Genomic DNA, 25,861 nt, shown 5'->3' on the forward strand with positions numbered 1-25,861 from the left:
GATGGAGGATGGTCGTGAAGAGCCCGGTCGACACACTCACGCCCATGGGGGTCATGGTGCTCGCGCTGCTGCGCGAGAGCGACATGCACCCCTATGAAATGGTGCGACTGCTGCGCGCCCGTCACGACGACCGCCTGCTGACCATCACCAACGGCACGCTCTATCACACGGTCTCGCGACTGCAGAAGAACGGGCTGATCGACGAGATCGGCATCGATCGCGACGGCAACCGTCCGGAGCGCACCACCTACACGCTGACGGATGCCGGACGCGACGCCGTCATCGCGTGGGTGCGCCGCGAGCTGCCGCGCGTCGACCGGGAGACCGACTTCCGCATCGCGCTCGCCGAAGCCCACAACCTCGAACGTGACGACACGCGCACACTGCTGCAGCAGCGTCGCGCCGCGCTCGTCGACGCCCACGACATGCACCGGCACGGCCTCGACAAGGCCAGAGCCAAGGGCGTCCCCGCCCAGGTGCTCGTCGAGATCGAGAGGGAAGAGGTCCTGCTCGGCGCCGAACTGCGCTGGCTCGACTCTCTTCTGACCCGACTCGACGGCGACGACCTCCCCTGGGGGCCGACCGCCTTCACCGATACAGATCGCTACCTCGCTCAGCGAAAGGCTGCACAGCAATGACCGAATCCCGCCAGGCGACCGGACCCGACACGGGCACCTTCGCCGCCGGACAGCGCCCCGCGAGCCCCTGGCCAGCCCTGTGGGCGCTCGTCATCGGCTTCTTCATGATCCTCGTCGACACGACGATCGTCTCGGTCGCGAACCCGGCGATCAAGGCCGCGCTCGACCCGAACACCAACAACCTCGACAACGTCGTATGGGTCACGAGCGCCTACCTGCTCACCTACGCGGTGCCGCTGCTCATCACCGGACGCCTCGGCGACCGCTTCGGTCCGAAGAACATCTACCTCATCGGTCTCGCGATCTTCACGCTCGCGTCGCTCTGGTGCGGTCTGTCCACCTCGCTCGAGGGACTGATCGTCGCGCGCGCCGCGCAGGGTCTCGGCGCCGCATTCATGACGCCGCAGACGATGGCCGTCATCACCCGCACGTTCCCGCCGAACCGGCGTGGTGCCGCCATGGGTCTCTGGGGTGCGACCGCCGGTGTCGCGACGCTCGTCGGCCCGCTGCTCGGCGGTGTGCTCGTCGACGGCTTCGGCTGGGAGTGGATCTTCTTCGTCAACCTCCCCGTCGGCGTGATCGCCTTCGTCGCGGCATGGATCCTCGTGCCGAAGCTGCAGACCCACCACCACCGCTTCGACATCCTCGGCGTGCTGCTCAGCGCCGTCGCGATCTTCCTCGTCGTGTTCGGCCTGCAGGAGGGCGAGAAGTACGACTGGGGCGTCATCTGGGGCCCGATCTCGGTGTGGGGCATGATCATCGCCGGCATCGTGGTGATGGGGCTGTTCATCCTGCAGCAGTGGAATACGAAGAGCGAGGCGCTCGTGCCGCTCGAGCTCTTCCGCGACCGCAACTTCTCGGGCGCGAACATCGCCATCGCGACCGTCGGCTTCGCGGTGACGAGCATGTCGCTGCCGCTTATGTTCTTCCTGCAGATCGCCCGCGGCCTCGCCCCCACGCAGGCGGCGCTGCTGATGATCCCGATGGCCGTGTTCTCGGGCGTGCTCGCCCCGCTGGCGGGGAAGATCCTCGACCGCACCGACCCGCGGTTCATCCTCATCCCCGGGCTCGTCATCTTCGCCTCGGCGCTCGCCTGGTACTCGTCGCTCGTGCGCATGGACACCGAGATCTGGATGTTCCTGTTCCCGTCGGCGCTGCTCGGCATCGGCAGCGCCGGCATGTGGGGTCCGCTCGCGACCACCGCCACCCGCCGCCTGCCGATGCGGCAGGCCGGTGCCGGCGCCGGCATCTACAACACGACCCGCACCATCGGATCGGTCATCGGATCCGCCGCGATCGCGACCTTCATGCAGGCGCGGCTCGAGGCGAACCTGCCCGGGATGGGCGACTCCGCCGGATCGATCAGCGCTGGTGGCACCCTGCCTCCGCAGGTGGCCGACGGGTTCGCTGCGGCCATGTCGCAGGCGATCCTGCTGCCGGCGAGCGTGATCGTGATCGGACTGATCGCGGCGTTCTTCCTGCGCGGAGCGCCCGCGTCGACGGATGCCGGTGCGCCCGCCGCATCCGCTCCCGCCACCGACCCCGCGCCCACCGCCTGATACCGGAGCGGCCTGCAGCGCGTCATCTCCCGTCACCTCTTGCGGAGAGCCGCCTCGCGCCACAAATCCGGGTAGGCATCCGCTACTTCGTCGGAGTCGATCGACGTGATCATCCACGGCAGTTTGTCGTAGGGTTCAGCCTCCAGCAGTCTCGCGAGCTCACTCTTCAATCTTCGTGTTATCTCGGAATCTGCGAGGAGCCCGATTCGAAACTCCACGACATGGGCTTCAGATGCGTTTGCCATGATGCGCCTCTTCTCAGAATCGACGTCCGCCAGGACGACCACTGCGTGAAGACACATCGACTTGGCAATGGCGCTTGTACTGCCCAGTCTCAATTCGAGCATCGACGTCCTTCAGTGCGGCCGAACGGGCGTTCAGTTCGCTGTTACCCTCACCGTAGCCTTCGACGTAGCCCTAGACACTATGAGGCTTGATCTGAACCACCTGACATTTCGCGGTTGCCATATACACGGCAGCTTTCGCAGCCGTGGGAAGGCTTGACCCGAGAAAGGCGATCAGCGCGAGGCTAAGAAGAGCTGTGCGCCGCTTCGTTCTTGGGGACATGTTGAACTCCTTGTCGTCTGAATTACGCGAGCCGCAGTTGCTCGCGTCAACAGTGAAATGGAGAGCAAAGGTCCCGAAAAGAGGATGAGACCGCTTTATACCGAGATAGCGACATCCTCCGCACCTTTCGACCTCGAAACAGGAGTCGCCCATCCCGTCCTACCTGCGCGCCGCGTCTGATCGGATGACAAGGCTGCTCGGCGCGTTTCGTCTCGCTTCGCTCGCTCAACGACCGGGGGATGCTGCTTAGCCGCCGCCAGCCGACGCGGCCTGCGGTTTGGCGGTCGCGACGGGGTGTGATTGCATCGGTCGATGACCGTCGTACTCGTCCGTCCCACGTCCGCTCTCTTCGACTCCTGGGCCTCGGCCGTCGCCGAGTTCGGAGCGGGCCACGTCGACGGATCCGGTCTCGAGGCGCCGGTCACTCCCGACCGGGCGACACTCGACGCTCTCATCGCGAAGTCCGAGCTGCTCGCCGACACCTCCACGCCCGCCCCCGAGGGCGCTGTGCACAACGATCTCTACTGGATCGTCGACGGTGACGAGGTCGTCGGTTTCGTGTCCTTCCGGCACGAGCTCAACGAATTCCTCCGCGAGGCCGGCGGCCACATCGGCTACGCGGTGCGCGCCTCGCGGCGCCGCCAGGGGTACGCCTCGGCCGGCCTCGCGCTCGCCCTGGACCGCGCCCGCGAACTCGGCCTCGACCGGGTGCTCGTCACCTGCGATGACGACAACGTCGGGTCGTACCGCACGATCGAGCGGGCCGGCGGTCTGCTGCAGGACGTGAGCGATCAGAGCGCTCGCGGCCACTCGATGCTGCGCCGGTACTGGATCGACGTCGCGGGGCCGCAGGCGCGCGCCAAGTAGGGTGGAATCTCGGCGGCTGTCCGGTCGCAACATCCGATCCGAGGAGCATCCGTCGTGATCCCGAATCCCTCCACCGCGACCGCGCGCTTGCGCCGTCTCGGCCGCACCGTCGGCGCGATGGCGCTGACGGTGTTCGTCGCCGCGGGCGCCCTGCTCGGCGGTGCCACCGCCGCCACCGCCGACACCAGCGGCGAGACCTACGTCATCGGCACCGACACCACGTTCGCGCCGTTCGAGTTCACCGACCCGAACGGCGACCTCGTCGGCATCGACATGGACCTGCTCCGCGCGATCGCGGAAGACCAGGGCTTCGAGGTCGAGATCCGCCAGCTCGGCTTCGATGCCGCGGTCCAGGCTCTGCAGGCCAACCAGGTCGACGCGGTCATGGCCGGCATGTCGATCACCGACGAGCGCAGGCAGACCTTCGACTTCAGCGACCCGTACTTCACCAGCGGCATCCAGCTCGGCGTGCTCGACTCCAGCGACATCCAGTCGCTCGACGACCTCGACGGCAAGGCCGTGGCGGTCAAGACCGGAACGCAGGGGCAGACCTTCGCCGAGGAGAACCAGGACGAGTACGGCTTCCGCATCACGCCGTACCAGGACACGACCGACATGGTGGATGCCGTGAAGGCCGGCCAGGCCGTCGGCTACTTCGAGGACTTCCCGGTGCTCGCCTACGGCATCCAGCAGGGATCCGGCTTCCGCCTGATCGGTGAACCCGAGCTCGGCGGCGAGTACGGCTTCGCGGTGAACAAGGGGATGAACCCCGAGCTCATTGAGATGTTCAACGCGGGCCTTGCGAACCTGCAGGACTCCGGCGAGTACGACGAGATCGTCGACCGCTATCTCGCCGACGGCGACGGCGAAGGCGGGCAGGCGCAGGCGACCGACATCATCTCGGTCGCCGTGAAGTACTGGCCTGCGCTGATGCAGGGCCTGTGGCTCACGATCCTCGCGACCCTCGTCGCGATCGTGGCGGCGTTCATCCTCGGCCTCGTCTTCGGATTCGGTCGCATCTCGCGCATCGCCCCGTTCCGCTGGGTCGCCACCGCCTACGTGTTCGTCTTCCGCGGCACACCGATCCTCGTGCAGGCGTTCTTCGTGTTCTTCGCCATCCCGCAGCTGATCCCCGGCCTCACCTTCGACCCGTTCGTCGCCGGTGCCATCACGCTCTCGCTGAACACCGGCGCGTACATGACCGAGATCATCCGCGGCGGCATCCAGGCCGTCGACCCCGGCCAGAACGAGGCGTCTCGCTCGCTGGGGCTCAGCCACTGGAAGACCATGCGCAAGGTCGTGCTGCCGCAGGCGTTCCGCATCATGATCCCGTCGTTCGTGAACCAGGGGATCATCACGCTCAAGGACACCTCGCTCATCAGCGTCATCGGCCTCGCGGAGCTCACGTTCCAGTCGCGGCAGATCATCGCCTCGACGTACCTGTCGGCCCAGGTGCTGACGATCGTCGCCATCATCTACTTCGTCGTGATCACGCTGCTGACGCTGCTCGCGAACCGCCTGGAGAGGACGTTCAACTCATGAGCAAGATCGAGGTCAAGGACCTGCACAAGTCCTTCGGCGACAACGAGGTGCTCAAGGGCATCGACCTGACCGTCGCAGACGGCGAGGTCGTCGCGGTGATCGGCCCGTCCGGGTCGGGCAAGTCGACGCTGCTGCGCTGCCTGAACAAGCTCGAGGAGCCGACGTCGGGTCACGTCGTCATCGACGGCGTCGACCTCACCGACAAGAGCGTCAAGCTCGACGAGGTGCGCCAGCGCATCGGGATGGTGTTCCAGCACTTCAACCTCTTCCCACACATGACGGTGCTCGAGAACATCACGCTCGCGCCCGTCGAGACGGGGCAGATGACGAAGGCGCAGGCGCGCGAGCGCGGCCTCGCGCTGCTCGACCGGGTCGGCCTCTCGGAGAAGGCCGGTGCCAAGCCGGCATCCCTCTCCGGTGGCCAGAAGCAGCGCGTGGCGATCGCCCGCGCGCTCGCGATGGACCCCGAGATCATGCTCTTCGACGAGGCCACCAGCGCGCTCGACCCCGAGATGGTCGGAGAGGTGCTGCAGGTCATCCGCGACCTCGCATCCGGAGGCATGACGATGGTGCTCGTGACGCACGAGATGGGCTTCGCCCGCGAGGTCTCGGGCCGCACGGTCTTCATGGACGGCGGAGTCGTCGTCGAGGAGGCGCCGCCTGCCGAGCTGTTCGGCGCCCCGAAGAACGAGCGTCTGCAGGACTTCCTCTCGAAGGTGCTCTGACCCGCCCGCTCACCCCCCTATTTCTGCCGAGCCACCCCTCTCGCGTCGAACCACTCCCGTGCGCACCGTCGTCACGGGGGTAGGCCGGCGAAAGGGGGGTGGCTCGGCGCGCGGGAGGGCGCCAGAAAGGGCGAGCGGGTGCGCGAGGGCGAGCGGGCGCGGGAGCGCGAGACGGGAGCGAATGCGCGAGCGGGCGCGGGAGCGCGCGTCAGGGGAGCGGGGCCGGGGCGGGATGCCTGCGGATCGTCGCGCTGACCAGCGCCGCGACCGCGCACAGCCCGGCGGCGGCGAACCACGCGATCGTGTACTGGCCGGTGTGATCGCGCACGATGCCCGCGAGCACCGAGGCGATGCCGGCGCCGATCTGGTGCGCCGCGAAGACCCACCCGAACACGAGCGGTCCGCGGTCGCCGAACACCTCGCGGCAGAGGGCGATCGTCGGTGGCACGGTCGCCACCCAGTCGAGGCCGTAGATGACGATGAACACGATGATGCTCGGCTGCACCTCGGCTGAGAGCAGGCTCGGCAGGAACAGCAGGCTCACCCCGCGCAGGGCGTAGTACGCCGCGAGCAGGATGCGGGGGTTCACCCGGTCGGTGAGCCAGCCCGAGAACACGGTGCCGACGATGTCGAAGATCCCCACGACGGCGAGAAGGCCCGCGGCCGTCGTCGTCGGCATCCCGTGATCGTGGGCGCTGGGGATGAAATGGGTGCCGATCAGTCCGTTGGTCGAGGCGCCGCAGATCGCGAAGCCGATCGCGAGGGCCCAGAACGTCCTCGTGCGCGCTGCGTCGCGCAGCGTCGACACTGCGAGGCGGGCCGCACCCCAGGCGTTGCCGCGCGGTCGCGGTGCCGGTGCCGCCGTCGGGGCGGGCTCGCCGTAGCGTCCGACGCCGAGGTCGCTCGGGCGGTTGCGCAGGAAGATCCAGACGAGCGGCACGACCGCGAGCGCGCCGCCGGCGATGATGAGGGATGCTCCTCGCCAGCCGATCTGTTCGGCCGACGTCGCGATGACGGGCAGGAAGATCAGCTGACCCGTCGCGCTGCCTGCCGTGAGCACACCGGAGACGAAGCCCCGCCGGGTCGCGAACCACGTGTCGGTGATGGTCGCGGCGAACACGAGGGCCATCGATCCTGTGCCGAGCCCGATCAGCACGCCCCAGGTGAGGATCAGCTGGGCGGGGGTCGCGACGAACACGCTCAGTGCCGCGCCGGCGCCGATCACGAACAGGGCGGTCACGGTCACCGCGCGAATGCCGAAGCGCTGCATCAGAGCGGCGGCGAACGGTGCGGTGAGCCCGAACAGCAGCAGGTTGACGGTCACGGCGAGCGAGAGCTCGGCGGTGGTCCAGCCAAACTCGTCCTGCAGCGGCAGCATCAGCACGCCGGGCGCGGCGCGGAAGCCCGCGGCGCCGATCAGGGCGATGAGCGCGACGAGCGCGACGATCCACGCCGGATGCACACGGCGGGCGCGCGATGTCGAGGTGCCGGCGGGCTCTTCGACGGATTCGGCGGTCACGCGGGGGCTCCCGAGGCGAGGGCGAACGGCTCGCCGCCCATGCTGCGACGCGCCCAGCGGGTCGAGTTTGCGTCGAGCGGGGCGTCGCAGCGGGTGCACCAGTCGACGGATGCTGCGGCCTGACCGCACCGGTCGCATGAGACATCCAGCCCCCAGGAGCCGTCGGGGTCGGTCACACGGGAGAATCGCGCGAACGCGTGCAGGATCGGAAGCGTCTCGCGGCCGGCATCCGTCACCGCGTAGCCGCGGTCGGCGTGGCGGGCGACGAGTCCGGCATCCGTCATCGCGCCGAGGCGCCGCGAGAGCACCGAATCCGCTGCGCCGGTGGCGTCGCGCAGCTCGTCGAAGCGGGAGCGACCCGAGAACAGCTCACGCAGGATCAGCAGGACCCAGGGGTCGGCGAGCACATCGGCGGAGCGGGCGATCGGACACGTGGCGGTCGACCAGTCGGAGCGGAGCGGCATCCTCTGACTTTCTTGAAGAAAGTAGTGGGTGTCAAGGGCGCAGGTGCAGAACGGCAGGAATCACGCACGATCCGGCGGGATCCGTGCGGCATTCCTGCCGTTCTTCGCGCGTTCTATGCCCGCGCCACTTCCCCGGATCGCCCCTCTCTGCGCGAGCCACCGCGTGAACGGGTCGCCGAGGGGTGGTTCGACCGCAGCGGGGTGGTTCGGGGGTCAGCGGGAGAGGCGGGTGCTACTCCGCGACGCGGGCGGCGATGTCGGTGCGGTGGTGCGAGCCCTCGAGGCGGATGCGTCCGATCGCCTCGTATGCGCGGTCGCGGGCCGTGCGGAAGTCGGATGCCGTCGCCACGACGTTCAGCACGCGGCCGCCCGTCGCGACGAGCGATCCGCCGGGGGCGTCGGGGCTCGCGGTGGCAGCGTGCACGAGGCGCACACCCTCGACCTGCGCGGCCTCGGCGAGACCCTCGATCGGGCGACCGGTCTGCGGTGCCTCGGGGTAGCCCTCGCTGGCGACGACGACCGTGATGGCGACGTCGTCGCGGAACTCCGGCTCGGGCTGGTCCTCGAGGGTGCCGGATGCCGCCGCGAGCAGCAGCTCCGACAGCGGCGTCACGAGGCGCGGCAGCACGACCTGCGTCTCGGGGTCGCCGAACCGCGCGTTGAACTCGATCACGCGCACGCCGGCGGGCGTGAGGATGAGTCCGGCGTACAGCAGGCCGATGAACGGGGTGCCTTCCCCGTCGAGCTGGCGGACGACGGGCAGAGCCACGTCGCGTGTGACCTCGGCGACGAATGCCTGCTCGCTGCCGAACTGCTCGGCGAGCCAGGGGAGGGGCGAGTACGCGCCCATGCCGCCCGTGTTGGGACCCTCGTCGCCGTCGAGCGCGCGCTTGAAATCCTGCGCCGGGCTGAGTGCGCGCACCGTGTCGCCGTCGCTGAGGAAGAAGAGCGAGACCTCGGGGCCTGACAGGAACTCCTCGACGAGCACCGGACCCGACGGCAGATACTGCTCGGCATGGGCGAGTGCCTCTGCGCGGTCGGAGGTCACGATGACGCCCTTGCCCGCCGCGAGGCCGTCGGCCTTCACCACGTGCGGGGCGCCGAGCTCGTCGAACGCGGCCTCGACCTCGGCGGTCGTCGCGGCGCGGACGGCGCGGCCGGTGGGGACGCCCGCGGCATCCATGATCCGCTTCGCGAACGACTTGGATCCCTCGAGCTGTGCGGCCGCCTTGCCAGGGCCGAACACCGGGATGCCGCGCTCGCGCAGCACGTCGGCGACACCCGCGACGAGCGGCGCCTCCGGCCCCACGACCACGAGGTCGACGGCGTTCTGATTGGCGAACTCGGTGATCGCCGCGCCGTCGAGCGGGTCGAGGCTGACCGGGGTGGCATCCTGCGCGATGCCCGCGTTGCCCGGGGCGACGAAGATCTCGTGCTCCGTCTGCTCCGCCCGCAGGCCGAGGATGATGGCGTGCTCACGGGCACCGGAACCGAGGACGAGGATCTTCACCCGACCAGCCTACCGACGCACACGGCGGGGTTTCCGACCTGGGCGTGGTGCCGGTGCCGGCGGCACGAATTGACGGGAACGGCGGGGTCCAGGCCGCCGACGGCACGAGGTGCGACGGGAGCGAGGGCGCGAGGTCGCGAGAACCGCGAGCGGGGTCAGAGGTCGATCGGCCGCTCGACGGAGCGGTCCCATTCCTCCGTCCACCCGGTCGCATCGAACAGCGCGTCGAGCACCATCGCGGTGAAGCCCCACACGATGGTCCCGCCGACATCGAATGCGGGTCCGCGCCACGTGCGACCCGCCCGGTGGATCGTCGAGGTGAATCGGATGCTCGGATCGAGAAGCTGCGCGACGGGCACTCGGAACACCTCGACCGTCTCGGCATGGTCGACCGCGGCGACGCGAGACGGCGACCGCCACCAGGCCAGCACGGGAGTCACGACGTGGTTGCTCGCGGCGAGGGGCAGTTCGCCGAGCGTCGCGAGCACTTCGACGCCCGCGGGGTCGAGGCCGGTCTCCTCCTGCGCCTCGCGCAGCGCGGTGGCGACGGCGTCGGCATCCTGCTCCTCCCGGCGGCCACCGGGGAACGACACCTGGCCGGGGTGCGACGACAGGGTCGCGGCGCGGCGCTGGAGCAGCACGTCGAGGTCGGCGGCGACCGTGGCCTCGTCGGTCTGCGCGGGGGTGCTGTCGAGGCGTCCGAACAGGACGAGCACCGAGGCCGGATGCGCGTCGCCGACCAGCGGCGGGAACGGCCGCGCCCACCCCTCTGCGCGCTGCGCCGCGGCGAGCAGCTCGGCCCGCGCACCGTGCAGGGTCTCGGGATTCTCGGTCATCGCTCCGAGCCTATGCCCGCGGTGAGGCCGTGCGGCGTGCGCTGTGGGCGCACTTGTGCACTCGCGTCGGACGAATTCGCCGGATTCGTCCGACGCAGGCGCGATTCTGCGACGCAAGCGCGACGGAGGCGGATGCCGAGGCGCGGCGTACCATGGATCCCATGCCTCCCCGCAAGATCGACATCATCGACGGACGCACCGCTCTCGATGCTGTGCGCGCCGCGGAATCCGCGGGGGAGAAGCCGACCAGGAACGACCTCGCGACCGCCGTGCGGTACCTGCTGCAGCTGCTCGACGAGAAGGCCCCCGGCAACAGCGTCGAGGTGCGCGTGCCGCCGTTCGGGGCGGTGCAGGTCATCCAGGGTCCGCGCCACACCCGCGGCACACCGCCGAACGTCGTCGAGATGGATGCCGCGACCTGGATCTCCGTCGCCACGGGCGTCGAGCACTGGACGGATGCCGAGGCGGCCGGCCGGATCCATGCCTCCGGCACGCGGGCGGACCTGCTCGACGTGCTGCCGCTTCGGCCCTGACCCGCTCGCAGGCCGTTGCAGAATGAACGCATGAGCTATGTCGTCGACGACTCCCCCGACCGCATCGACACCGACGCGGTGTGGGCCGCGCTCCGCGAGGTCTACTGGGGCAAGTGGCGCAGCCGTGAAGACATCGAGGCGCAGATCCGCGGTGCGTGGCGGGTCATCGGCGTCTATCACGAGCAGACTGGCGCGCAGGTGGGCTTCGCCCGTGCGGTGTCGGACGGTGCGGGTTTCGCCTACCTCGCCGACGTCATCGTGCTGGAGGCCCATCGGGGCCGCGGCCTCGGCACACGGATCGTGCAGGCCATGATCGACGACGGACCTGGCGCCCACTTCCGCTGGACCCTCTTCACCAGCGATGCGCACGGCCTCTACGAGAAGTTCGGTTTCGCAGAGCCTGACCGTACCGCCCTCGTGCGCCCTGCGGCGGCGCGCCCCGTGCACCCGACGCAGGCGCCCTAGCGCCCGCCACCCGGTCCGGCATATCCGGTGCCGCCGCACAGCCGACGGTGGGACAATGGATCCATGGCATCCCAGGAATCCCCCGAGACCGTCGAGGCGACCGTCCGTCGCGTGCCTCGCTACGGCGTCTTCATGGGGATCGGCGTCGTCGTCGGCATCGTCATCGCCGGCATCCTCACGCTCATCGGCAGCTACGAGCCGTCCGACGCGGTCAACGTCGTCTATCCGCCAGGACAGGTGTTCGGCTTCCTGCTGCTGTGGACCGCCCCGATCGGGCTGGCCCTCGGCGGAGTCGTCGGTCTGATCTTCGAGCGGGCGTCACGGCGCCACGACCGGATCGTGCGCGTCGAGCACGAGACCATCGTCACGAACGACTGACGTACGGTCGGTCTCGCCTCAGGCGAGCTCGGCGATGATCGGCCTGATCGCCGAGTCGAACGATACGACGTCGCGGCGGAGCCCATCCGTCACCGCCACGGTGAGCGCTCCGATCCACCAGATGCCGCGCTGCGAGAACGGCAGCACCTGCACGTTCAACTCGAACGAGTGCGCCCGCCGCCCGATGTCGCGTTCGAACTCCGCGATCGCGCTGGCATACGCCCGGTACGACTCGCCGTTCGTGGTGCCCGTCGCGGTGCGGGTGCCCATGGAGCTGCGGATCGACGACAGGTAGCGGTCGTGCGCCGCGCTCGCGAATCGCATCGCCGATTCCGCGTGGGGGGTGATCGCGCTCGCCAGCTTCTCGGCCCCCGTGGCCGGGAGTGCGACGAGCGTGTCGAAACCGTCGACCAGCTCGAGCGGGACGCCGGACGGGTGAGCGCGGGGTTCGACGGTCATGTCCCAGTACTCGCGCCACTGCTTCTCGAGGTCGGGATCCACGTCGCTGGCGTCCGGGGCGCGCACCGGCAGTTCGCGGAGGCTCGGCAGATCGTCGGGCGCGCGGATTCCGAGGGCCTGCCGCAGCGCGAGCGCGACCAGCACGGAGACGCTCGCGTCCTCGCGGATCAGCCACTGCGGCTTGTCGGCCATGGCCCCATCGTAGGCGGCGCTCGCCGCCCCGCGGCAGTCCCGAGTCGAGTCAGGTGTGTATGAGCTGACGCCAGTTCGCCGGCACCCGCCCGGCGGGCCCGGGGGAGGGCTGGTCCTGCGGCCGGCTGGTCGGGGCCGCGAGCTCCGGTCCGTCGAGGACCGATTCGTCGGTGTAGTCCCAGAACCAGTCCTCGCCCGGCTCGAAGCTCTGGATGAGCGGATGGCCGGTCTCCTGGAAATGCGCGGTCGCGTGCTGACCGGGAGAGGTGTCGCAGCATCCGATGTGCCCGCATGCCGCACAGCGGCGCAGATGCACCCAGAAGCCTTCCTGCCGGTCGCACTCGACGCATCCGGTGCCGGACGGTGCGACGTTCACATCGATGTCGGTACTCATCTCTCTCCTCGGTCCTCTCTTCTCTGCCGGCGGATGTGTCCCGGCCGGAGCCTCAATACGCGAGAGCCCGGTGCACGGATGCCACCGCGCTCGAACCCTCGCCGACCGCCGCGGCGACCCGCTTCATCGACCCGCGGCGCACGTCGCCCGCCGCGAAGACGCGCGGCGCCGAGGTCTCGAAGGGCAGCGGCTCGCGGCCGAGACCCTGCCACTGCGCGAGCGTCTGCACGGCCACGTCGGTGCCGGTGCGGATGAAGCCCTCCGCGTCGCGGTCGAGCGTCGGCAGCCACGAGGTCGCCGGCGTCGCGCCGATGAAGCAGAAGAGACCGCGGGCGTCGACGTCGCCGACGGAATCGATTCGCACCGACTCCAGGGTGCCGTCGCCGTCGAGTCCGACCACGTTCGACGACGTGTGCACGCGCACGCGCGGATCGTCGGCCAAGCGGTCGGCGAGGTAGCTCGACATGCGGGTGCCGAGCCGATCACCTCGCACGACGAGGTGCACGGGCGAGCCGTGCGCGGAGAGGTAGAGTGCCGCCTGCCCAGCCGAGTTCGCGCCGCCGACCACCACCACGGGCTTGCCCTGCACTTGACGCAGCTCCAGCGGCGTCGCCGCGTAGTAGACGCCGGAGCGCTCGAAGTCCTGCCAGCGGTCGAGGTCGAGGCGGCGATAGGCGGCGCCCGACGTCACGACGACGCTCCGCGCACGGATCAGACGACCGTCGGAGAGGGTGACGTCCAGCAGGTCGGGGGCGATCCGTGTGAGCCCGGTGGCCTCGCACGGCGCATACACGCGAACGCCGAACTTCAGCGCCTGCAGGATCGCCTGGCCGATGAGGTCGCCGCCGCTCACACCGAACGGGAAACCGAGAAAGTTCTCGATCCGCGAGGTCGCCGCCGCCTGGCCGCCAGGGGCGACTGCGTCGAGCAGTACGGTGCTCAGTCCCTCCGACGCGCCGTAGATGGCGGCGGCGAGTCCGGCGGGGCCACCGCCGACCACCACGAGGTCGACGATCTCGTCGGCCTGTGCCTGATAGCTCAGCCCGAGCCGTTCGGCGACGAGGCCGGGAGTTGCCCGCAGCAGGGGCTCGCCCTGGACGAACGCCACCGGGAGATCGTTGACTGTGATGTCGTGGGGGTCGAGCGTCCCGAGATCGCCGGCGGGCAGGGCGACGGCCTTGTGCACGAGGTCGAGGCGCTCGGCGAAGCGGCGCAGGGCGAGGAAGTCGTTCGACGATCCGGTGCCGACGAACTTCAGCGTCATGGCCGCGGGTCCGGTTCGCAGCGACTCGCGCCGCGCCCACAGCGCGTGCAGGATCAGATCGCACAGCTCGTCGTCCTCGTTCATGAGGGTGCGCAACCCGGTCCGCGTCACCCGATGCACACGGCCCGCCTCCGTCACCCGTGCCGAGAGGAATGCGCCCTGACCGTTGAGCAGACCGAGCTCGCCGGCGAAGCTCCGGGGACCCATGGTCGTGATGACGACCTCGCCCACCCAGTGCAGCGCGTCGCGGACCACTTCGATCTCGCCGCTCTCGATGACGATGAGGTCGTACCCCGACTCCCCGGTGCGGAACACGTAGTCCCCGACCGCCACGTCCTCCGGCGTCCCGGCGGCGACGAGCCGCGCCCACTGGTCGTCGCTCAGCGTCGGCGCCATGACGGCATCCATCTCCACGGGCCCGACCTGCTCGTCAGCTGCTCCCACCCGGGCTCCCTCCGGCCGCATCGGATGCCAGTCTCGCCCGTCGCGGGTCATCTGTCCATGGATGATCCGGCGTCGTCGCGGATGCTCGGGGAGCAGCCGCGTCGACCGGCGATCCGCCGCCCCGGCGGGCGGTAGTCTTGACGGGTGGCTGCCTCCCCCACCAACCCCTATTCCGAAGCCGGCGTCGACACCGCTGCCGGTGATCTCGCGGTCGAACTCATGAAGTCTTCGGTGCGTGCGACGCACGGGCCCGAAGTGCTCGGCGGTGTCGGCGGATTCGCCGGCCTGTTCGATGCGAGCGTGCTGCGCGACTTCCGGCGTCCGCTGCTCGCGACCAGTACCGACGGCGTCGGCACCAAGGTCGCGATCGCGCAGGCGATCGACAAGCACGACACGATCGGCCAGGACCTGGTCGGCATGGTCGTCGACGACATCGTGGTGATGGGCGCGAAGCCGCTCTTCATGACCGACTACATCGCCTGCGGCAAGGTCTTCCCCGAGCGCATCGCCGACATCGTCCGCGGCATCGCCGAGGCGTGCTCCGCGACCGGCACCGCCCTCGTCGGCGGCGAGACCGCCGAGCACCCCGGGCTCCTGGGTCCGCGTGACTACGACGTCGCGGGCGCCGCCACCGGGGTCGTCGAGGCGGATGAGATCCTCGGCGCCGAGCGTGTGCAGGACGGCGATGCCGTGCTCGCGATCGCCTCCAGCGGCCTGCACTCCAACGGCTACTCGCTCGTGCGGCACATCGTCACGAACGCCGGCATCGGCTACGGCGACAACGCGGCCGACTTCGGCTCGACCTGGGGCGAGGCCCTCCTCGAGCCGACCCGCCTCTACACCCTGCCGCTGCTTCGCCTCATCGCGGCGCTCGACGGCGGTGTCCACTCCCTGAGCCATGTCACCGGCGGCGGCATCGCGGCGAACCTCGCTCGCGTCCTCCCGCAGGGCAGCTGGGCAGAGGTCGACCGCGGCACCTGGTCTCCGAGTCCCGTCTTCCGTGTGCTCAGCGATATCGCGGGCACGACGCTGGAGTCTGCTGAGGGCACCTGGAACCTGGGTATCGGATTCCTCGCGGTGGTCGCCGCGGAGAAGAAGGATGCCGCGATCGCCGCCCTCGACGGCGAGGGCATGCCCGCATGGCAGGTCGGCACGGTCGGCTTCGGGCAGCGCCCGAACGGCGAATTCGAACAGGGCGCCAAGGGCGTCGACGGCGGAGCGGTGCGCCTCGTGGGCGCGTACGCGGACGGAGCGAAGTAACCACACATGTGCGGCATCGTCGGAATGGTCGGGACGGCCCCGGTCAATCAGGACATCTACGACGCTCTCCTCCTGCTGCAGCACCGCGGGCAGGACGCGACGGGCATCGCCACCGCCGAGGCGAACGGCGTCATGCACAACGCCAAAGCGCAGGGCATGGTCCGCGAGGCGTTCCGCACCCGCGACATGCGCGGGCTGCTCGGCAACGTCGGCCTCGGCCACGTGCGCTACGCGACCAAGGGCACCGCGTCGAGCGAGGAGGAGATGCAGCCGTTCTACGTGAACGCACCGTACGGCATCATCCTCATCCACAACGGCAATCTCACGAACACGCGTGAACTCACCGCCGACATGGCCAAGCGCGACCGACGGCACCTGAACTCGTCCAGCGACACCGAGCTGCTGCTGAACGTGCTCGCGGGCGAGCTGCAGAACACCACCTCGACCGTCGACCTCGACCCCGAGCGCGTGTTCGAGGCGGTCGCCCGCACTCACGAGCGCATCGAGGGCGCCTACGCGGTCATCGCGGTGATCGCCGGATACGGTCTGCTCGCGTTCCGCGACCCGTTCGGCATCCGCCCGCTCATCCTCGGGCGCCGCCCTTCGACGGTCGCTGGTGCAGAGGGCAAGGACGAATGGGTCGTGGCGAGCGAGTCGCTCGTGCTCGAGAACGGCGACTACGACATCGTCCGAGAGGTCGAGCCCGGCGAGGCCGTGTTCATCACGAACGACGGCGAACTGCACACGAAGCAGTGCGCGACGGACGCCACCCTCGCCCCGTGCGCCTTCGAGTACGTCTACCTCGCGCGTCCTGACTCCGTCATGAACGGCATCTCGGTGTACGAGTCGCGTCTACGCATGGGCGACCGGCTCGCCGACACCATCGCGAAGCACGTGCCGATGGACAAGATCGACGTCGTCATGCCGATCCCGGACTCCGCGCGCCCCGCTGCCATGGAGGTCGCCCGAAAGCTCGGCATCGAGTACCGCGAAGGCTTCTACAAGAACCGCTACGTCGGACGGACGTTCATCATGCCGGGCCAGGCGGTGCGCAAGAAGAGCGTGCGGCAGAAGCTCAACGCCATGTCGACCGAGTTCCAGGGCAAGAACGTGCTGCTGATCGACGACTCCATCGTGCGCGGCACGACGTCGAAGCAGATCATCCAGATGGCTCGGGATGCCGGTGCCACCTCCGTCACGTTCGCCTCCGCGGCGCCGCCGGTGCGGCATCCGCACGTCTACGGAATCAACATGCCCTCCCGGCACGAGCTCATCGCGCACGGCCGCACGATCCCCGAGATCGCCGAGGAGCTGGGCTGCGACCACCTCGTGTACCAGGAGGTCGACGACCTCAAGGCCGCGATCACCGAGGGGTCAGTGCTCACCGATCTCGACATGAGCTGCTTCGACGGTCGGTATGTGACGGGCACGGTCTCCGACGAGTACCTCGCGTGGGTGGAGGGGTCGCAGACCTCGTGACCACGGCCGCGCAGCCGCTCTGGCGGGGGCGGGCGCTTGCACTGATCGGCATCGTGCTGGTCGCGTTCTCGCTGCGGTCGGCGGTGGCCTCGTTGTCGCCGGTGATCGACCATGTCGCCGAGGACTTCGCCGTGTCGTCGGTGGTCGCCGGTCTCATCGGCGCCGCTCCGCCCGTGTGCTTCGCGGTGTTCGGTCTGCTGACCCCGCTCGTCGAGCGTCGGTTCGGCATCGAACGCGTCGCGGTCGCTGCGATCGCCCTCATCGCGGCCGGTCTGCTGCTTCGCGGATTCGCCGTCGACGCCACCACTCTGCTCGGGTCGACGGTCGTGGTGTTCGCGGGAGTCGGCTCGGGCAACGTCCTTCTGCCTCCGCTCGTGAAGAAGTACTTCCCGGATCGGCTCGGCGTCATGATGACCGTCTACTCAACGACGATGGCGGTGTCGACCTTCGTGCCGCCGCTCGTCGCCGTGCCGGTGGCGGACTCGGCCGGATGGCGCGTCTCGCTGGGCATGTGGGGTGTGTTCGCCGCTGTCGCGCTCGTGCCGTGGATCGTCATGATCGTGACGAACCGCACCGAGGGGCCGACACTGACGCCCCCGATCGTGAAGCCGTCGATCGAGCAGCTCGAGAACCCCGACCCGGCCTCCGTGTCGACCGGACCGATCGTGACTCGGCCCGCCAATCCCCGAGTGTTCGGCCGCCTGTGGCGGCTGCCGATGGCGTGGTCGGTGGCGCTGGTCTTCGGCACATCGTCGACGCTCGCCTACGTCTCCTTCGCCTGGCTGCCGGCGATCCTCATCGAGGTCGGCGGAGTCAGCGCCGCGGACGCCGGCCTGCTCCTCTCGCTGTTCGGCCTCATGGGTCTGCCCTGCTCGCTGATCGTGCCGCTGCTCATCGTGCGGTTCCATGCGACGCGGCCGGTGTTCTTCGTCGGCATCGCCGCCGGACTGGCCGGTCTCGCCGGTCTGCTGTTCGCCCCGACGGTGGCGCTGCCGCTCTGGGTGGTGCTCTTCGGTCTCGGACCGATCCTGTTCCCGCTCAGCCTCGTGCTGCTCAGCATCCGCGCCCGCTCACCCGAGAGCGCCGTGGCCCTCAGCGGCTTCGCGCAGAGCATCGGTTACGCGGTCGCCGCCGTCTTCCCCCTGCTCGTCGGCCTGCTCCACGAGATAACGGGTGGCTGGCAGGTGCCGCTCTGGGTGCTCGTCGGAGTGCTCGTCGCGGCGATCCCCGCCGGATGGGTTGCCGGCCGACGCCGCACGATCGAAGAGGACTGGGAACGCCGCTACGGCCGGTGGTGACCTGCCCTCGCGGGACGATCTGCGGACGCGGACGCGGTCACGATCAGCGGATCATCCGCGCGGATCCGTCAGCGGATCGGGACCGGATCAGCGGATCGGGATCAAATCGAGCAGGCGCCGGGCACGACGAAACCCCCGTGCAGCGCACGGGGGAGACGACGAACAGGAGGGCGGTCAGGCCTTCTCTAGTTCATCCTCGTCTTCGTCGGCGTACTCGTCAGCCCACTTGTCGACGTACTCGTTCTCCGAGTCGCTCGGGTGACCGAGTTCGCGCTCGAGCGCCGAGTAGTTGACAGACGGACTGAATGACTTCAGTTCGCGGGCGATTTTGGTGTGCTTCGCCTTTTGACGGCCACGGCCCATGCCTGAGACCCCCTCACGAGTTGAGCTGCGGGCAAGTTGGGGCCCGATGCATTCACGACACCGGCTCGCGGCCGGTAAGAGTAGCATTCAGAATAGCACGCGGGTAGACCGATCTGCCCGATAGCCAGGCTGGCGAAGGGAGCGATCTCGATGACCGACAACACCTCCATTCCCTCCGACGAGGCCGCCCAGAACGCGACACTGCAGAAAGCGGTGATCGTCGGCATCCAGCCGGGGCAGAGCCCACGCGTCATCCAGGAGGCATCCCGTTTCGCGCGGCTGCTGCGCGTGCCGCTCGTGGTCGTCCACGTCGATGTCACGCGCTTCGTCACCTACGAGGACCCCGACGGGTACGTGCATTCGGCGCCCATCGACATCAACTTCGACGCAGGGACGGCGGAGTTCGAGGCCGTGCAGTCCGAGGCCGCGCAGGCCCTGCAGGGCAGCGGGCTCACGTGGACGGCCCGGCAGCTCGTCGGTGACCCCGCGCTCGCGATCAAGGCGCTCGCAGGCAAGCTCGACGCCCAGCTGATCGTCGTCGGAACGCGCAAGCGCGGCATCGGCGAATCGATCCGTGAGTTCTTCACCGGGTCGGTGGCCGCACGCCTCGCGCACCGACAGCACCGTTCGGTGCTCGTCGTGCCGCTGGAGGAGCCGGTGCCGGATTCGCAGCCGGAGATCTGGACGGAATAGGGTCCACCCTCGCCACGGATGGCTGACGATCCCCCGACTGGCCGGCCGGATGGACCGGGTCAGCCAGCCGAGCGGGGGATCGCCCGCCGGCCGGACGACAGAAGCCCCTCCGTCGGCGGACGAGAGGGGCTTCGGTGTCGGCGGTCAGCGCGTCAGCGCGGCGAGAGCGGTCGTGATGCTGCGGGCGGCGGCATCCAGTCCGTCCTCCAGCTCGGAGACGACGGATGCCGGCAGCGCGCCGCCCCTCGCGACGTGCGTGCGCAGGTCGGTGCGGACTCGGGCGCGGAACGCGTTGATCACGGCATCCGCGCGGTGGAGCTCTTCTCGGCTGACGATGCGCTCGTCGTCTCCCGCGGTCCGCGGGCGGGACTTGGATGCCGCGCGGTCGTCCTTCTCCGCGGTGGCGAAGTCGGCCCGCAGGCTCTTCATCGCCTCTTTGACGCTCTGGCGCACCTCGTTCGCGATCAGGCGGACCGAATCGGTGAGCCCCGCCTCGATGCCGGCGAGGTCGCCCTCGCGCGAGGCCAGCTCGGCGCGTCCGGCATCCGTGATCGCGTAGATCGTGGTGCGGCCGTCGACGGTCTTCGAGACCAGGCCCTCTTCCTCGAGCTTCGCGAGTCGCGGGTAGATCGTGCCGGCGCTGGGCGTGTAGGTGCCGCCGGTGCGGTCGGTCAAGGCCTGGATGATGCCGTACCCGTGCTGCGGAGACTCGGCGAGGAGTGACAGCAGGTAGAGGCGCAGGTCTCCGTGCGAGAAGACGGCGGGACTCATGCTTCCTCCCATTCGGCGTCGTTCTCGATCGATGCGGGGGTGCGGCGCAGCACGGTCACTCCGCCCGAGACGGAGTTGGCGCGCAGATCGACGAAGCGACCGGCGAGCTCTCCCGTCGAGCCGGTGTAGTTGTTGATGCCGGACGATCCGCGCTCGACGCCGTCGATCAAGAGGCGGCCGCTGAGCGAGCGGATGACGTAGTTCGCCGCGAGGGACTCGTCGAGGCGCACGGTGGTGCCGCCCGAGACGGAGTTGACGGTGATGGTGTTGACGTCGCCGGCGGCGTCGACCAGCGTCGACCCCGAGACGATGTCGACGGTCGCCTTGCGGACCGTCCCGGTGACGGCGACATCGCCCGAGACGCTGTTCGCGGTGATCGAGCCGGTGAGCCCTCGGACCTGCACGTCGCCCGACACCGAATTGACGGTGAGGTCTCCGATGAGGGTGTCGACGATGATGTCGCCCGACACCGTGTTCAGCCGGGCGTCGTTGCGGATGCCGGAGACCAGTGCGCCGGCACTGACGACACCGAGGTTCAAGGCGATCGCGCGGGGGACGGCGATGCTCACCTCGGCCTTGGGGCCGCCGGAGCCGAAGTTGCGGAACACCTCGAGGAAGTTGTCCCAGCCCAGCTGCGGGTGGTCGATCTCAACCTCGCCGTCGCGCGATTCGATGCGGAGGTCCTTCGTCGTGACGCCGTGCACCTCGATGCGGATGCCCGGTTCGTCGTGGGCGATCACATCGACCTGTCCGCCGACCAGACCGACCTTCAGCCGGCTGACGTTCTCGATGTCGACGACGCGTTCCTCGCCCGGGGCGATGAGCCACTTCTCGGTCATGTCTGCTTCTCCTGTGTGTAGGGCCGTGGTGAGACGGATCACGATATATCGTGTTGCGACAGGGTAACACGATATATCTCGAACTTGTCAAGGGTTGTTATCTTGACCTTGACGCGACGTCAACTTCTATCGTGAGAACTCGAACGAAGAACAGCGGACGGCGAACACCGAACAGGAGAAGCATGGACGGGAGGGACTGGTCGATTCAGGAGATCGCGCGCCTCGCGGGTACCACCAGTAGGACGCTGCGCCACTACGACGACATCGGCTTGCTCACGCCCACGCGCATCGCGCACAACGGCTACCGGCACTACGACGAGGCCGCGCTCGTGCGACTGCAGCGGATTCTTCTGCTGCGAGAACTCGGACTCGGGCTGCCGCAGATCGAAAAGGTGCTGCGGTCGACCACCGACGCGACGACCGAGGCGTCGGCGCTCGAGACCCACCTCGCGCTCCTCCGCGAGGAGCAGAACCGGCTGGCGCGTCAGGTCGCGTCGGTCGAGCACACCATCGCGTCACTGAGAGGAGGTGAAGAACTGATGGCAGAGAACATGTTCGACGGCTTCGACCACACGCGGTACAAGGGCGAGGTCGAGCAGCGCTGGGGCCGCAAGGCCTACGCCGACGGAGATCGCTGGTGGCGCGGGATGACGGATGCCGAGCGCGCCGAGTGGCAACAGCGTGTGGCCGACCTGGGTCGGGACTGGATCGCCGCCGCGGAGAGCAGCGTCGACCCGGCATCCGCGAAGGCGCAGGACGTCGCCCGGCGTCACTTGGACTGGCTCGCCGGCGTGCCCGGAACTCCGGCGTCCGTGCCGGGCGGAGACATCAAGGCATACGTGATCGGCCTCGGCGAGATGTACGTGACCGATCCGCGCTTCGGTGCGAACTACGCGACGTCCTCCGGCGGCACGCACGGCGCAGAGTTCGTGCGCGACGCCCTCCGCGTGTACGCGGACGCGCACCTGTAGCGCGGCGCGTTTCGTCTCGCTGCGCTCGCTCAACGACCGGGGCCCTGGTCGTTGAGCGAGGAGCGCAGCGACGAGACGAGACGAGCCGCCTTCCGCAGGCCGCGTATCGAACACGGGCACGCGACGCAAGAGCACGAACGGATGCCGGTGGCGGGGCGTAGGGTCGAGCCATGGCCCACCGTCGGAAGCGCACGAATGCGGCTCCGCTGTTCATCGCCGCCCCCGCCGCCTACGCCGCCAACGTCGCGCTGGGCAGCGCCGTCGCCGCACGAGTCATCGACACCCGCGGGTTCCGCTGGGTCCACCACGCCATCTACATCGCGACGTGCGTTGCGACCGTGGCCGCCGTCAGCGCCGCATGGTGGGGCAGGCCGAAGGCCGAGAGCCGCCGAGCCGCGGCATCCCTCGCTCCCGCCCTCGTGCCCCTCGCGGCGATCCCGTATCTCGGGACGCACACGCGACGGCATCCGTTGGTCGCGCTCGCCGCCGCCCCCTTCCTCGTCGCGGGCCTGGTGTGCTCGCGCATCCCCTTCTACCGGAAGTGAACGCATGGAACTGCTCGATGTCATCCGCCGCCGCAAGACCACGAACGGGCCGTTCCTGCCCGATCCCGTCTCGGAGGAGCATCAGCGGCTGCTGCTCGAGGCGGCTGGTCGCGCTCCGTCGCAGCTGAACAGTCAGCCGTGGCGGTTCGTCGTGATCGAGAACCGCGAGACGATCGACAGCATCGCCCGTATCTCGGGCGAGAGCATGACCGAGGCGATGTCGAACGGCACGTTCTTCGAGCGCTACAAGCCGTACTTCCGGTTCAGCCAGGCCGAGATGGAGCAGAAGCGCAGCGGGATGCTGTTCGACAAGCTCCCCGCGGCCCTGCGACCGTTCACGAGCCAGGTGTTCACGAAGCGCGGGCAGAAGCTCATGAACACGTTCGGAGTGCCGAAGACTCTCGGCGAGGAGAACCAGAAGCTCGTCGCCGGGTCTCCGCTGCTGCTCGGCGTCATGCTCGACCGCAGCGAGTACCGACCGGGACAGCTGTCATCGTTCTACTCGGTGTTCAGCATGGGCGCAGCGATGGAGAACGTCTGGCTCACGACGGTCGAGCTCGGCATGGGCATCCAGTTCATCTCGTTCCCCATGGAGGTGCCGGGCAAGTGGGAGGAGATCATCGATCTGCTGCACGTGCCCGACGATCTCGAGCTCATGGCCGTGTACCGGTTGGGGTACCTGCCGCACGACCAGCGCCGTCCGGCGATCGACTGGTCGAGCCACCAGCGCAAGCTCGCGTCGCAGTACGTGTTCCGCGAGACCTGCGATGCGCCGCAGCAGGGATGGGACACTCCTCCCGCCGAGGCGGCGACCCGGGACTGACGGATCAGCCCCTCGGCGTCCGGGGCAGCTCCTTCAGGTCGCTGAGCGCGGGGCCCTCGATGCGGGTTCCGTCGGCGGTGAAACGCGAGGCGTGCAGGGGGCAGTCCCACGTGCAGTCCGCGTCATTCCAGTCGAGCACGCCACCGAGGTGCGGGCACACGGCGTCGACCGCCCTGGTGACGCCGTCGACGGTGGAGATGCCGACGGGAAGCCCACTCCGATTCGCGACGACGCCCTCGCCCTCGGCGGGCCGAGGTACGGGGACGGACGTCTTCTCGGCGTCGATCCACCCCTTGGCGGCCTCGGTCGCGACCTTCGCACCCTCGACGGCGCCGCGGGCGAGGTCGGCGGGCACGGTCAGTCGGGTGCCGATCTTCACCATCCAGCCCGGCCGGTCGTGCCAGCTCGCACCGAGGATCTCGGTGGTGAGCCGCAGCGCCGCGGCGGGGGCGTTGGAGAGCCCCCACTTCGCGTAGCCGGTCGCGAACCGGATGCGGCCGAGACCCCGCGGCATCGCTCCGACGAACGGGATCTGGTTGTGCGATTCGTAGTCCTGCGCCGACCAGCGATGCGTCTCCTCCGCGCCGGGGAAGAACTTCTGCGTCCATTCGACGAGCTCGTCCACCGCGGCGCGCTCGCCGTCGGACCGCCCGACCGGGTGCCCGTTGCCGCCGACGACCAGCTGCGCCGTGCCGCCTGGCCCGTCTGCCTCGGACACGGGGCGGATGGACCGGGTCGGCTGGTCGGTCGAGATGAACGTGGAATCGGGGATGCCGCCTGGCACCCGGAACGACACGCAGTACGACCGGAACGCCCGCATCTTCGAGAAGTAAAGACCGCGGTCGAGGATCGGGTACCCGGTGGCGATGACGATGTGCTGCGCGAACAGCGGGCCGACCGGGGTCTCGACGCGGGGCTCCGGCAGCGCATGCGTCGCGGTGACCCGCACCCCGGTGTGCAGGGTGCCCCCGGCCGCGAGGAACTCGGACGCGAGCGCCTCGGTCACGCGCATCGGATCGATCGTCACCTGGTCGTCGAGGGCGACGGCGCCCGCCGCCGGGAAGTCGACGTTCAGCTCGCCGGCGGTGAGCATGCGGGTGGGGAGCCCGGCCTCCTGTGCTGCCGCATGCTGGGCCCGCACCGATTCGAGTCCGTCGGGCGACTGGGCGTACGTGTGGTCGGTGCGTCGCTCGTACGGCACGCCGGCCTGGTCGGCGAACGCGATGAGCCAGTCCATGCCCGCGCGGTTGCCGTCGACGTACGCCTGCAGCAGCGGTGCATTGTGGTGGCGTCGGATCTCGGCGAGGCGCTGGGCCTGCAGCAGCGACAGCTTGCCGGTGTTGCCGCCCGAAGCGAGCTCGCCGACCGATCCGGACTCCAAGACCGCGACGTCGAGACCCGCCCGCGTGAGCATCACGGCGGTCGAGAGCCCGGTGAGACCGGCTCCGACGATGATGACGTCGTGTCGTGCGCCGGGGTCGAACGGGGTGCCTGTGGGCGGGGTGCGGTCGAGCTTCCACAGCGGCTTCATGGCACCAGTGTTCGCCTCGGGGCGGCCGGCTGCACAGCGGGTTGACTTTCCCCGGTGGGCCTGCGACGGGCCGCCGGGGAGCGCCGACGCCGGGGCTAGAGTTGCCGGGTGACTCCCCGCCGCGCGCTCCTCGTCTTCCTCGGGGGCACAGTCGGGACCGCGGCTCGACTCGCCCTGGGGCTGTGGATCCCGGATGCCGCCGGCTTCCCCGTGGCGACATTCGCCGTCAACATCGTCGGGGCGTTCCTCATCGGATTCCTCGCCGCCCGGATGCCGCGGACCACCGACCTGCGGGTGCTCCTCGGCACGGGCGTCCTCGGCGGGTTCACGACCTACAGCGCCTTCATGGTCGGCGCCGTCGAGCTCTGGGGCAGCGCGCCGGCGCTCGCCGCGGCCTACGCGGTCGGCAGCCTCGTGCTCGGACTCGCCGCGGCCGCACTGGGGCTGCGCCTCGGACGACCGCGAACCGCGGCATCCCCGCCGGAGGCGACCGCGTGACTCCGCTGCTGTTCGTCGGCGCGGCGCTCGCCGGGGGAGCGGGCGCGGTGCTCCGCTACGTGCTCGACCTCGCCGTCGGCGCGGTCGTCGGCCGGCGGTTCCCGTGGGGGATCCTCGTCGTCAACCTGTCCGGCTCGTTCGCGCTGGGGGTCGTGACGACGGCTCTGCCCGACGCCGCCTTCCTGATCGGAGCCGGTCTGCTCGGCGGATTCACGACGTTCAGCACGGCGATGCTCGACGCGGTCGCCCTGTGGCGCGACGGCGAGCGCGCGGCATCCCTCTTCGTCGCCGTCGGGATGCTCGTGCTCGGTCTCGCGGCGGCGGCGCTCGGGCTGCTGCTCGGCGCGCAGTTCTGACAGGGGTTGCCGCGCCTCCGCTCTCGCTCCAGGGCAAACGCTCAGACTCGACGGGCAAGATGTACAAACGTACATGTA

General features: G+C 69.4%; 29 protein-coding genes. 17 read left to right on the forward strand and 12 right to left on the reverse strand.

Translation table 11 applies throughout. From position 1 onward, the window contains the following. Positions 1-8 precede the first annotated feature (8 nt). Positions 9-638: a PadR family transcriptional regulator gene (locus FSY98_RS10370; protein ID WP_186307618.1), complete on the forward strand. Its 630-nt coding sequence runs from the start codon at positions 9-11 to the stop codon at positions 636-638. Beyond that, the gene (locus FSY98_RS10375) at positions 635-2,197 is read left to right on the forward strand and encodes a DHA2 family efflux MFS transporter permease subunit (RefSeq protein ID WP_144876351.1); all 1,563 of its coding nucleotides are present in this window, start codon (positions 635-637) and stop codon (positions 2,195-2,197) included. The genes FSY98_RS10370 and FSY98_RS10375 overlap by 4 nt, the downstream gene beginning before the upstream one ends. 32 nt (positions 2,198-2,229) lie before the next feature. Here FSY98_RS10375 and FSY98_RS10380 read toward each other — a convergent pair whose 3' ends face one another. Continuing rightward, positions 2,230-2,544, reverse strand: coding sequence for a hypothetical protein (locus FSY98_RS10380; protein WP_144876353.1), 315 nt, complete (start codon positions 2,542-2,544; stop codon positions 2,230-2,232). Between the two features lie 532 nt (positions 2,545-3,076). Between FSY98_RS10380 and FSY98_RS10385 the strand changes: the two genes are divergently transcribed. Genes FSY98_RS10385 through FSY98_RS10395 form a run of 3 tightly spaced genes read left to right on the forward strand, consistent with a single transcriptional unit; the run spans position 3,077 to position 5,898 of the window. Next, entirely contained in the window at positions 3,077-3,631 is a 555-nt protein-coding gene (locus FSY98_RS10385) for a GNAT family N-acetyltransferase (protein WP_144876355.1), read from the forward strand. Between the two features lie 54 nt (positions 3,632-3,685). Continuing rightward, positions 3,686-5,173 (forward strand): amino acid ABC transporter substrate-binding protein/permease, encoded by a 1,488-nt coding sequence (locus FSY98_RS10390; RefSeq protein ID WP_144876357.1) that lies wholly within the window; start codon positions 3,686-3,688, stop codon positions 5,171-5,173. Beyond that, positions 5,170-5,898: an amino acid ABC transporter ATP-binding protein gene (locus tag FSY98_RS10395; protein WP_144876359.1), complete on the forward strand. Its 729-nt coding sequence runs from the start codon at positions 5,170-5,172 to the stop codon at positions 5,896-5,898. Before FSY98_RS10390 ends, FSY98_RS10395 begins: the two co-directional genes overlap by 4 nt. 208 nt (positions 5,899-6,106) lie before the next feature. Here FSY98_RS10395 and FSY98_RS10400 read toward each other — a convergent pair whose 3' ends face one another. From FSY98_RS10400 to FSY98_RS10415, 4 genes are all read right to left on the reverse strand, one after another. Further along, the gene (locus tag FSY98_RS10400; protein ID WP_186307651.1) at positions 6,107-7,417 is read right to left on the reverse strand and encodes an MFS transporter; all 1,311 of its coding nucleotides are present in this window, start codon (positions 7,415-7,417) and stop codon (positions 6,107-6,109) included. Beyond that, positions 7,414-7,881 carry a helix-turn-helix domain-containing protein gene (locus FSY98_RS16945; RefSeq protein WP_144876362.1) on the reverse strand — a complete coding sequence of 156 codons (468 nt, stop codon included), beginning with the start codon at positions 7,879-7,881 and terminating at the stop codon, positions 7,414-7,416. Before FSY98_RS16945 ends, FSY98_RS10400 begins: the two co-directional genes overlap by 4 nt. Before the next feature lie 232 nt (positions 7,882-8,113). Then, positions 8,114-9,391 (reverse strand): phosphoribosylamine--glycine ligase, encoded by a 1,278-nt coding sequence (gene purD / locus FSY98_RS10410; RefSeq protein ID WP_144876364.1) that lies wholly within the window; start codon positions 9,389-9,391, stop codon positions 8,114-8,116. 155 nt (positions 9,392-9,546) lie between these two features. After that, positions 9,547-10,227 carry a CoA pyrophosphatase gene (locus FSY98_RS10415; RefSeq protein WP_144876366.1) on the reverse strand — a complete coding sequence of 227 codons (681 nt, stop codon included), beginning with the start codon at positions 10,225-10,227 and terminating at the stop codon, positions 9,547-9,549. Between the two features lie 161 nt (positions 10,228-10,388). On the opposite strand from FSY98_RS10415, the gene FSY98_RS10420 reads away from it, so the two are divergent. The 3 genes from FSY98_RS10420 (at position 10,389) to FSY98_RS10430 (ending at position 11,603) form a co-directional block, all read left to right on the forward strand. Then, positions 10,389-10,760 carry a sterol carrier family protein gene (locus FSY98_RS10420; protein ID WP_186307619.1) on the forward strand — a complete coding sequence of 124 codons (372 nt, stop codon included), beginning with the start codon at positions 10,389-10,391 and terminating at the stop codon, positions 10,758-10,760. Positions 10,761-10,790: 30 nt separating this feature from the next. Beyond that, positions 10,791-11,225, forward strand: coding sequence for a GNAT family N-acetyltransferase (locus FSY98_RS10425; RefSeq protein WP_144876371.1), 435 nt, complete (start codon positions 10,791-10,793; stop codon positions 11,223-11,225). A 63-nt stretch (positions 11,226-11,288) separates the two neighbouring features. Next, positions 11,289-11,603, forward strand: a complete 315-nt coding sequence (locus tag FSY98_RS10430; RefSeq protein WP_144876373.1) for a potassium transporter Trk — start codon at positions 11,289-11,291, stop codon at positions 11,601-11,603. Positions 11,604-11,621: 18 nt separating this feature from the next. On the opposite strand, the gene FSY98_RS10435 is transcribed toward FSY98_RS10430, so the two are convergent. Genes FSY98_RS10435 through FSY98_RS10445 form a run of 3 tightly spaced genes read right to left on the reverse strand, consistent with a single transcriptional unit; the run spans position 11,622 to position 14,356 of the window. After that, entirely contained in the window at positions 11,622-12,254 is a 633-nt protein-coding gene (locus tag FSY98_RS10435) for a zinc-binding alcohol dehydrogenase (RefSeq protein WP_144876375.1), read from the reverse strand. 49 nt (positions 12,255-12,303) lie between these two features. Further along, positions 12,304-12,648, reverse strand: a complete 345-nt coding sequence (locus FSY98_RS10440; RefSeq protein WP_144876377.1) for a UBP-type zinc finger domain-containing protein — start codon at positions 12,646-12,648, stop codon at positions 12,304-12,306. Between the two features lie 52 nt (positions 12,649-12,700). Next, positions 12,701-14,356, reverse strand: coding sequence for a cyclic nucleotide-binding domain-containing thioredoxin-disulfide reductase (locus FSY98_RS10445; protein WP_260857355.1), 1,656 nt, complete (start codon positions 14,354-14,356; stop codon positions 12,701-12,703). Between the two features lie 144 nt (positions 14,357-14,500). Between FSY98_RS10445 and purM the strand changes: the two genes are divergently transcribed. From purM to FSY98_RS10460, 3 genes are read left to right on the forward strand one after another with little or no spacing between them, the layout of a single operon-like run. Then, the gene (gene purM, locus FSY98_RS10450; RefSeq protein ID WP_144876379.1) at positions 14,501-15,616 is read left to right on the forward strand and encodes a phosphoribosylformylglycinamidine cyclo-ligase; all 1,116 of its coding nucleotides are present in this window, start codon (positions 14,501-14,503) and stop codon (positions 15,614-15,616) included. A gap of 6 nt (positions 15,617-15,622) precedes the next feature. Then, positions 15,623-17,095: an amidophosphoribosyltransferase gene (gene purF, locus FSY98_RS10455; RefSeq protein WP_144876381.1), complete on the forward strand. Its 1,473-nt coding sequence runs from the start codon at positions 15,623-15,625 to the stop codon at positions 17,093-17,095. Next, positions 17,092-18,393 (forward strand): CynX/NimT family MFS transporter, encoded by a 1,302-nt coding sequence (locus FSY98_RS10460; protein ID WP_144876383.1) that lies wholly within the window; start codon positions 17,092-17,094, stop codon positions 18,391-18,393. The genes purF and FSY98_RS10460 overlap by 4 nt, the downstream gene beginning before the upstream one ends. Positions 18,394-18,567: 174 nt before the next feature. On the opposite strand, the gene FSY98_RS10465 is transcribed toward FSY98_RS10460, so the two are convergent. After that, positions 18,568-18,756, reverse strand: coding sequence for a DUF3073 domain-containing protein (locus FSY98_RS10465; RefSeq protein ID WP_050723254.1), 189 nt, complete (start codon positions 18,754-18,756; stop codon positions 18,568-18,570). A gap of 150 nt (positions 18,757-18,906) precedes the next feature. Between FSY98_RS10465 and FSY98_RS10470 the strand changes: the two genes are divergently transcribed. Beyond that, positions 18,907-19,449, forward strand: coding sequence for a universal stress protein (locus tag FSY98_RS10470; RefSeq protein ID WP_144876385.1), 543 nt, complete (start codon positions 18,907-18,909; stop codon positions 19,447-19,449). Between the two features lie 144 nt (positions 19,450-19,593). Here the strand turns inward: FSY98_RS10470 and FSY98_RS10475 are convergent, their stop codons facing one another. Then, positions 19,594-20,220, reverse strand: a complete 627-nt coding sequence (locus FSY98_RS10475; protein WP_144876387.1) for a PadR family transcriptional regulator — start codon at positions 20,218-20,220, stop codon at positions 19,594-19,596. After that, on the reverse strand, positions 20,217-21,059 hold the full coding sequence (locus FSY98_RS10480) for a DUF4097 family beta strand repeat-containing protein (RefSeq protein ID WP_144876389.1): 843 nt from the start codon (positions 21,057-21,059) through the stop codon (positions 20,217-20,219). The genes FSY98_RS10475 and FSY98_RS10480 overlap by 4 nt, the downstream gene beginning before the upstream one ends. 182 nt (positions 21,060-21,241) lie before the next feature. Here FSY98_RS10480 and FSY98_RS10485 point away from each other — a divergent pair, with 182 nt between their 5' ends. The 3 genes from FSY98_RS10485 (at position 21,242) to FSY98_RS10495 (ending at position 23,398) form a co-directional block, all read left to right on the forward strand. Continuing rightward, the gene (locus FSY98_RS10485) at positions 21,242-22,030 is read left to right on the forward strand and encodes a MerR family transcriptional regulator (protein WP_144876391.1); all 789 of its coding nucleotides are present in this window, start codon (positions 21,242-21,244) and stop codon (positions 22,028-22,030) included. A 170-nt stretch (positions 22,031-22,200) separates the two neighbouring features. Next, positions 22,201-22,575, forward strand: a complete 375-nt coding sequence (locus FSY98_RS10490; RefSeq protein WP_144876393.1) for a hypothetical protein — start codon at positions 22,201-22,203, stop codon at positions 22,573-22,575. A 4-nt stretch (positions 22,576-22,579) separates the two neighbouring features. Beyond that, complete coding sequence (locus tag FSY98_RS10495; RefSeq protein ID WP_144876395.1) at positions 22,580-23,398, forward strand: nitroreductase family protein; 819 nt, start codon at positions 22,580-22,582, stop codon at positions 23,396-23,398. Between the two features lie 4 nt (positions 23,399-23,402). Here the strand turns inward: FSY98_RS10495 and FSY98_RS10500 are convergent, their stop codons facing one another. Then, a complete protein-coding gene (locus FSY98_RS10500) occupies positions 23,403-24,929 on the reverse strand; it encodes an FAD-dependent oxidoreductase (protein ID WP_144876397.1) in 1,527 nt (508 codons plus the stop codon). Between the two features lie 108 nt (positions 24,930-25,037). Here FSY98_RS10500 and FSY98_RS10505 point away from each other — a divergent pair, with 108 nt between their 5' ends. Further along, the gene (locus FSY98_RS10505) at positions 25,038-25,427 is read left to right on the forward strand and encodes a CrcB family protein (protein ID WP_144876399.1); all 390 of its coding nucleotides are present in this window, start codon (positions 25,038-25,040) and stop codon (positions 25,425-25,427) included. Further along, positions 25,424-25,783 carry a CrcB family protein gene (locus FSY98_RS10510; protein WP_144876401.1) on the forward strand — a complete coding sequence of 120 codons (360 nt, stop codon included), beginning with the start codon at positions 25,424-25,426 and terminating at the stop codon, positions 25,781-25,783. The genes FSY98_RS10505 and FSY98_RS10510 overlap by 4 nt, the downstream gene beginning before the upstream one ends. Positions 25,784-25,861 lie beyond the last annotated feature (78 nt).

The organism is Microbacterium sp. 1.5R (genome assembly GCF_007667425.1).
Lineage (GTDB): Bacteria > Actinomycetota > Actinomycetes > Actinomycetales > Microbacteriaceae > Microbacterium.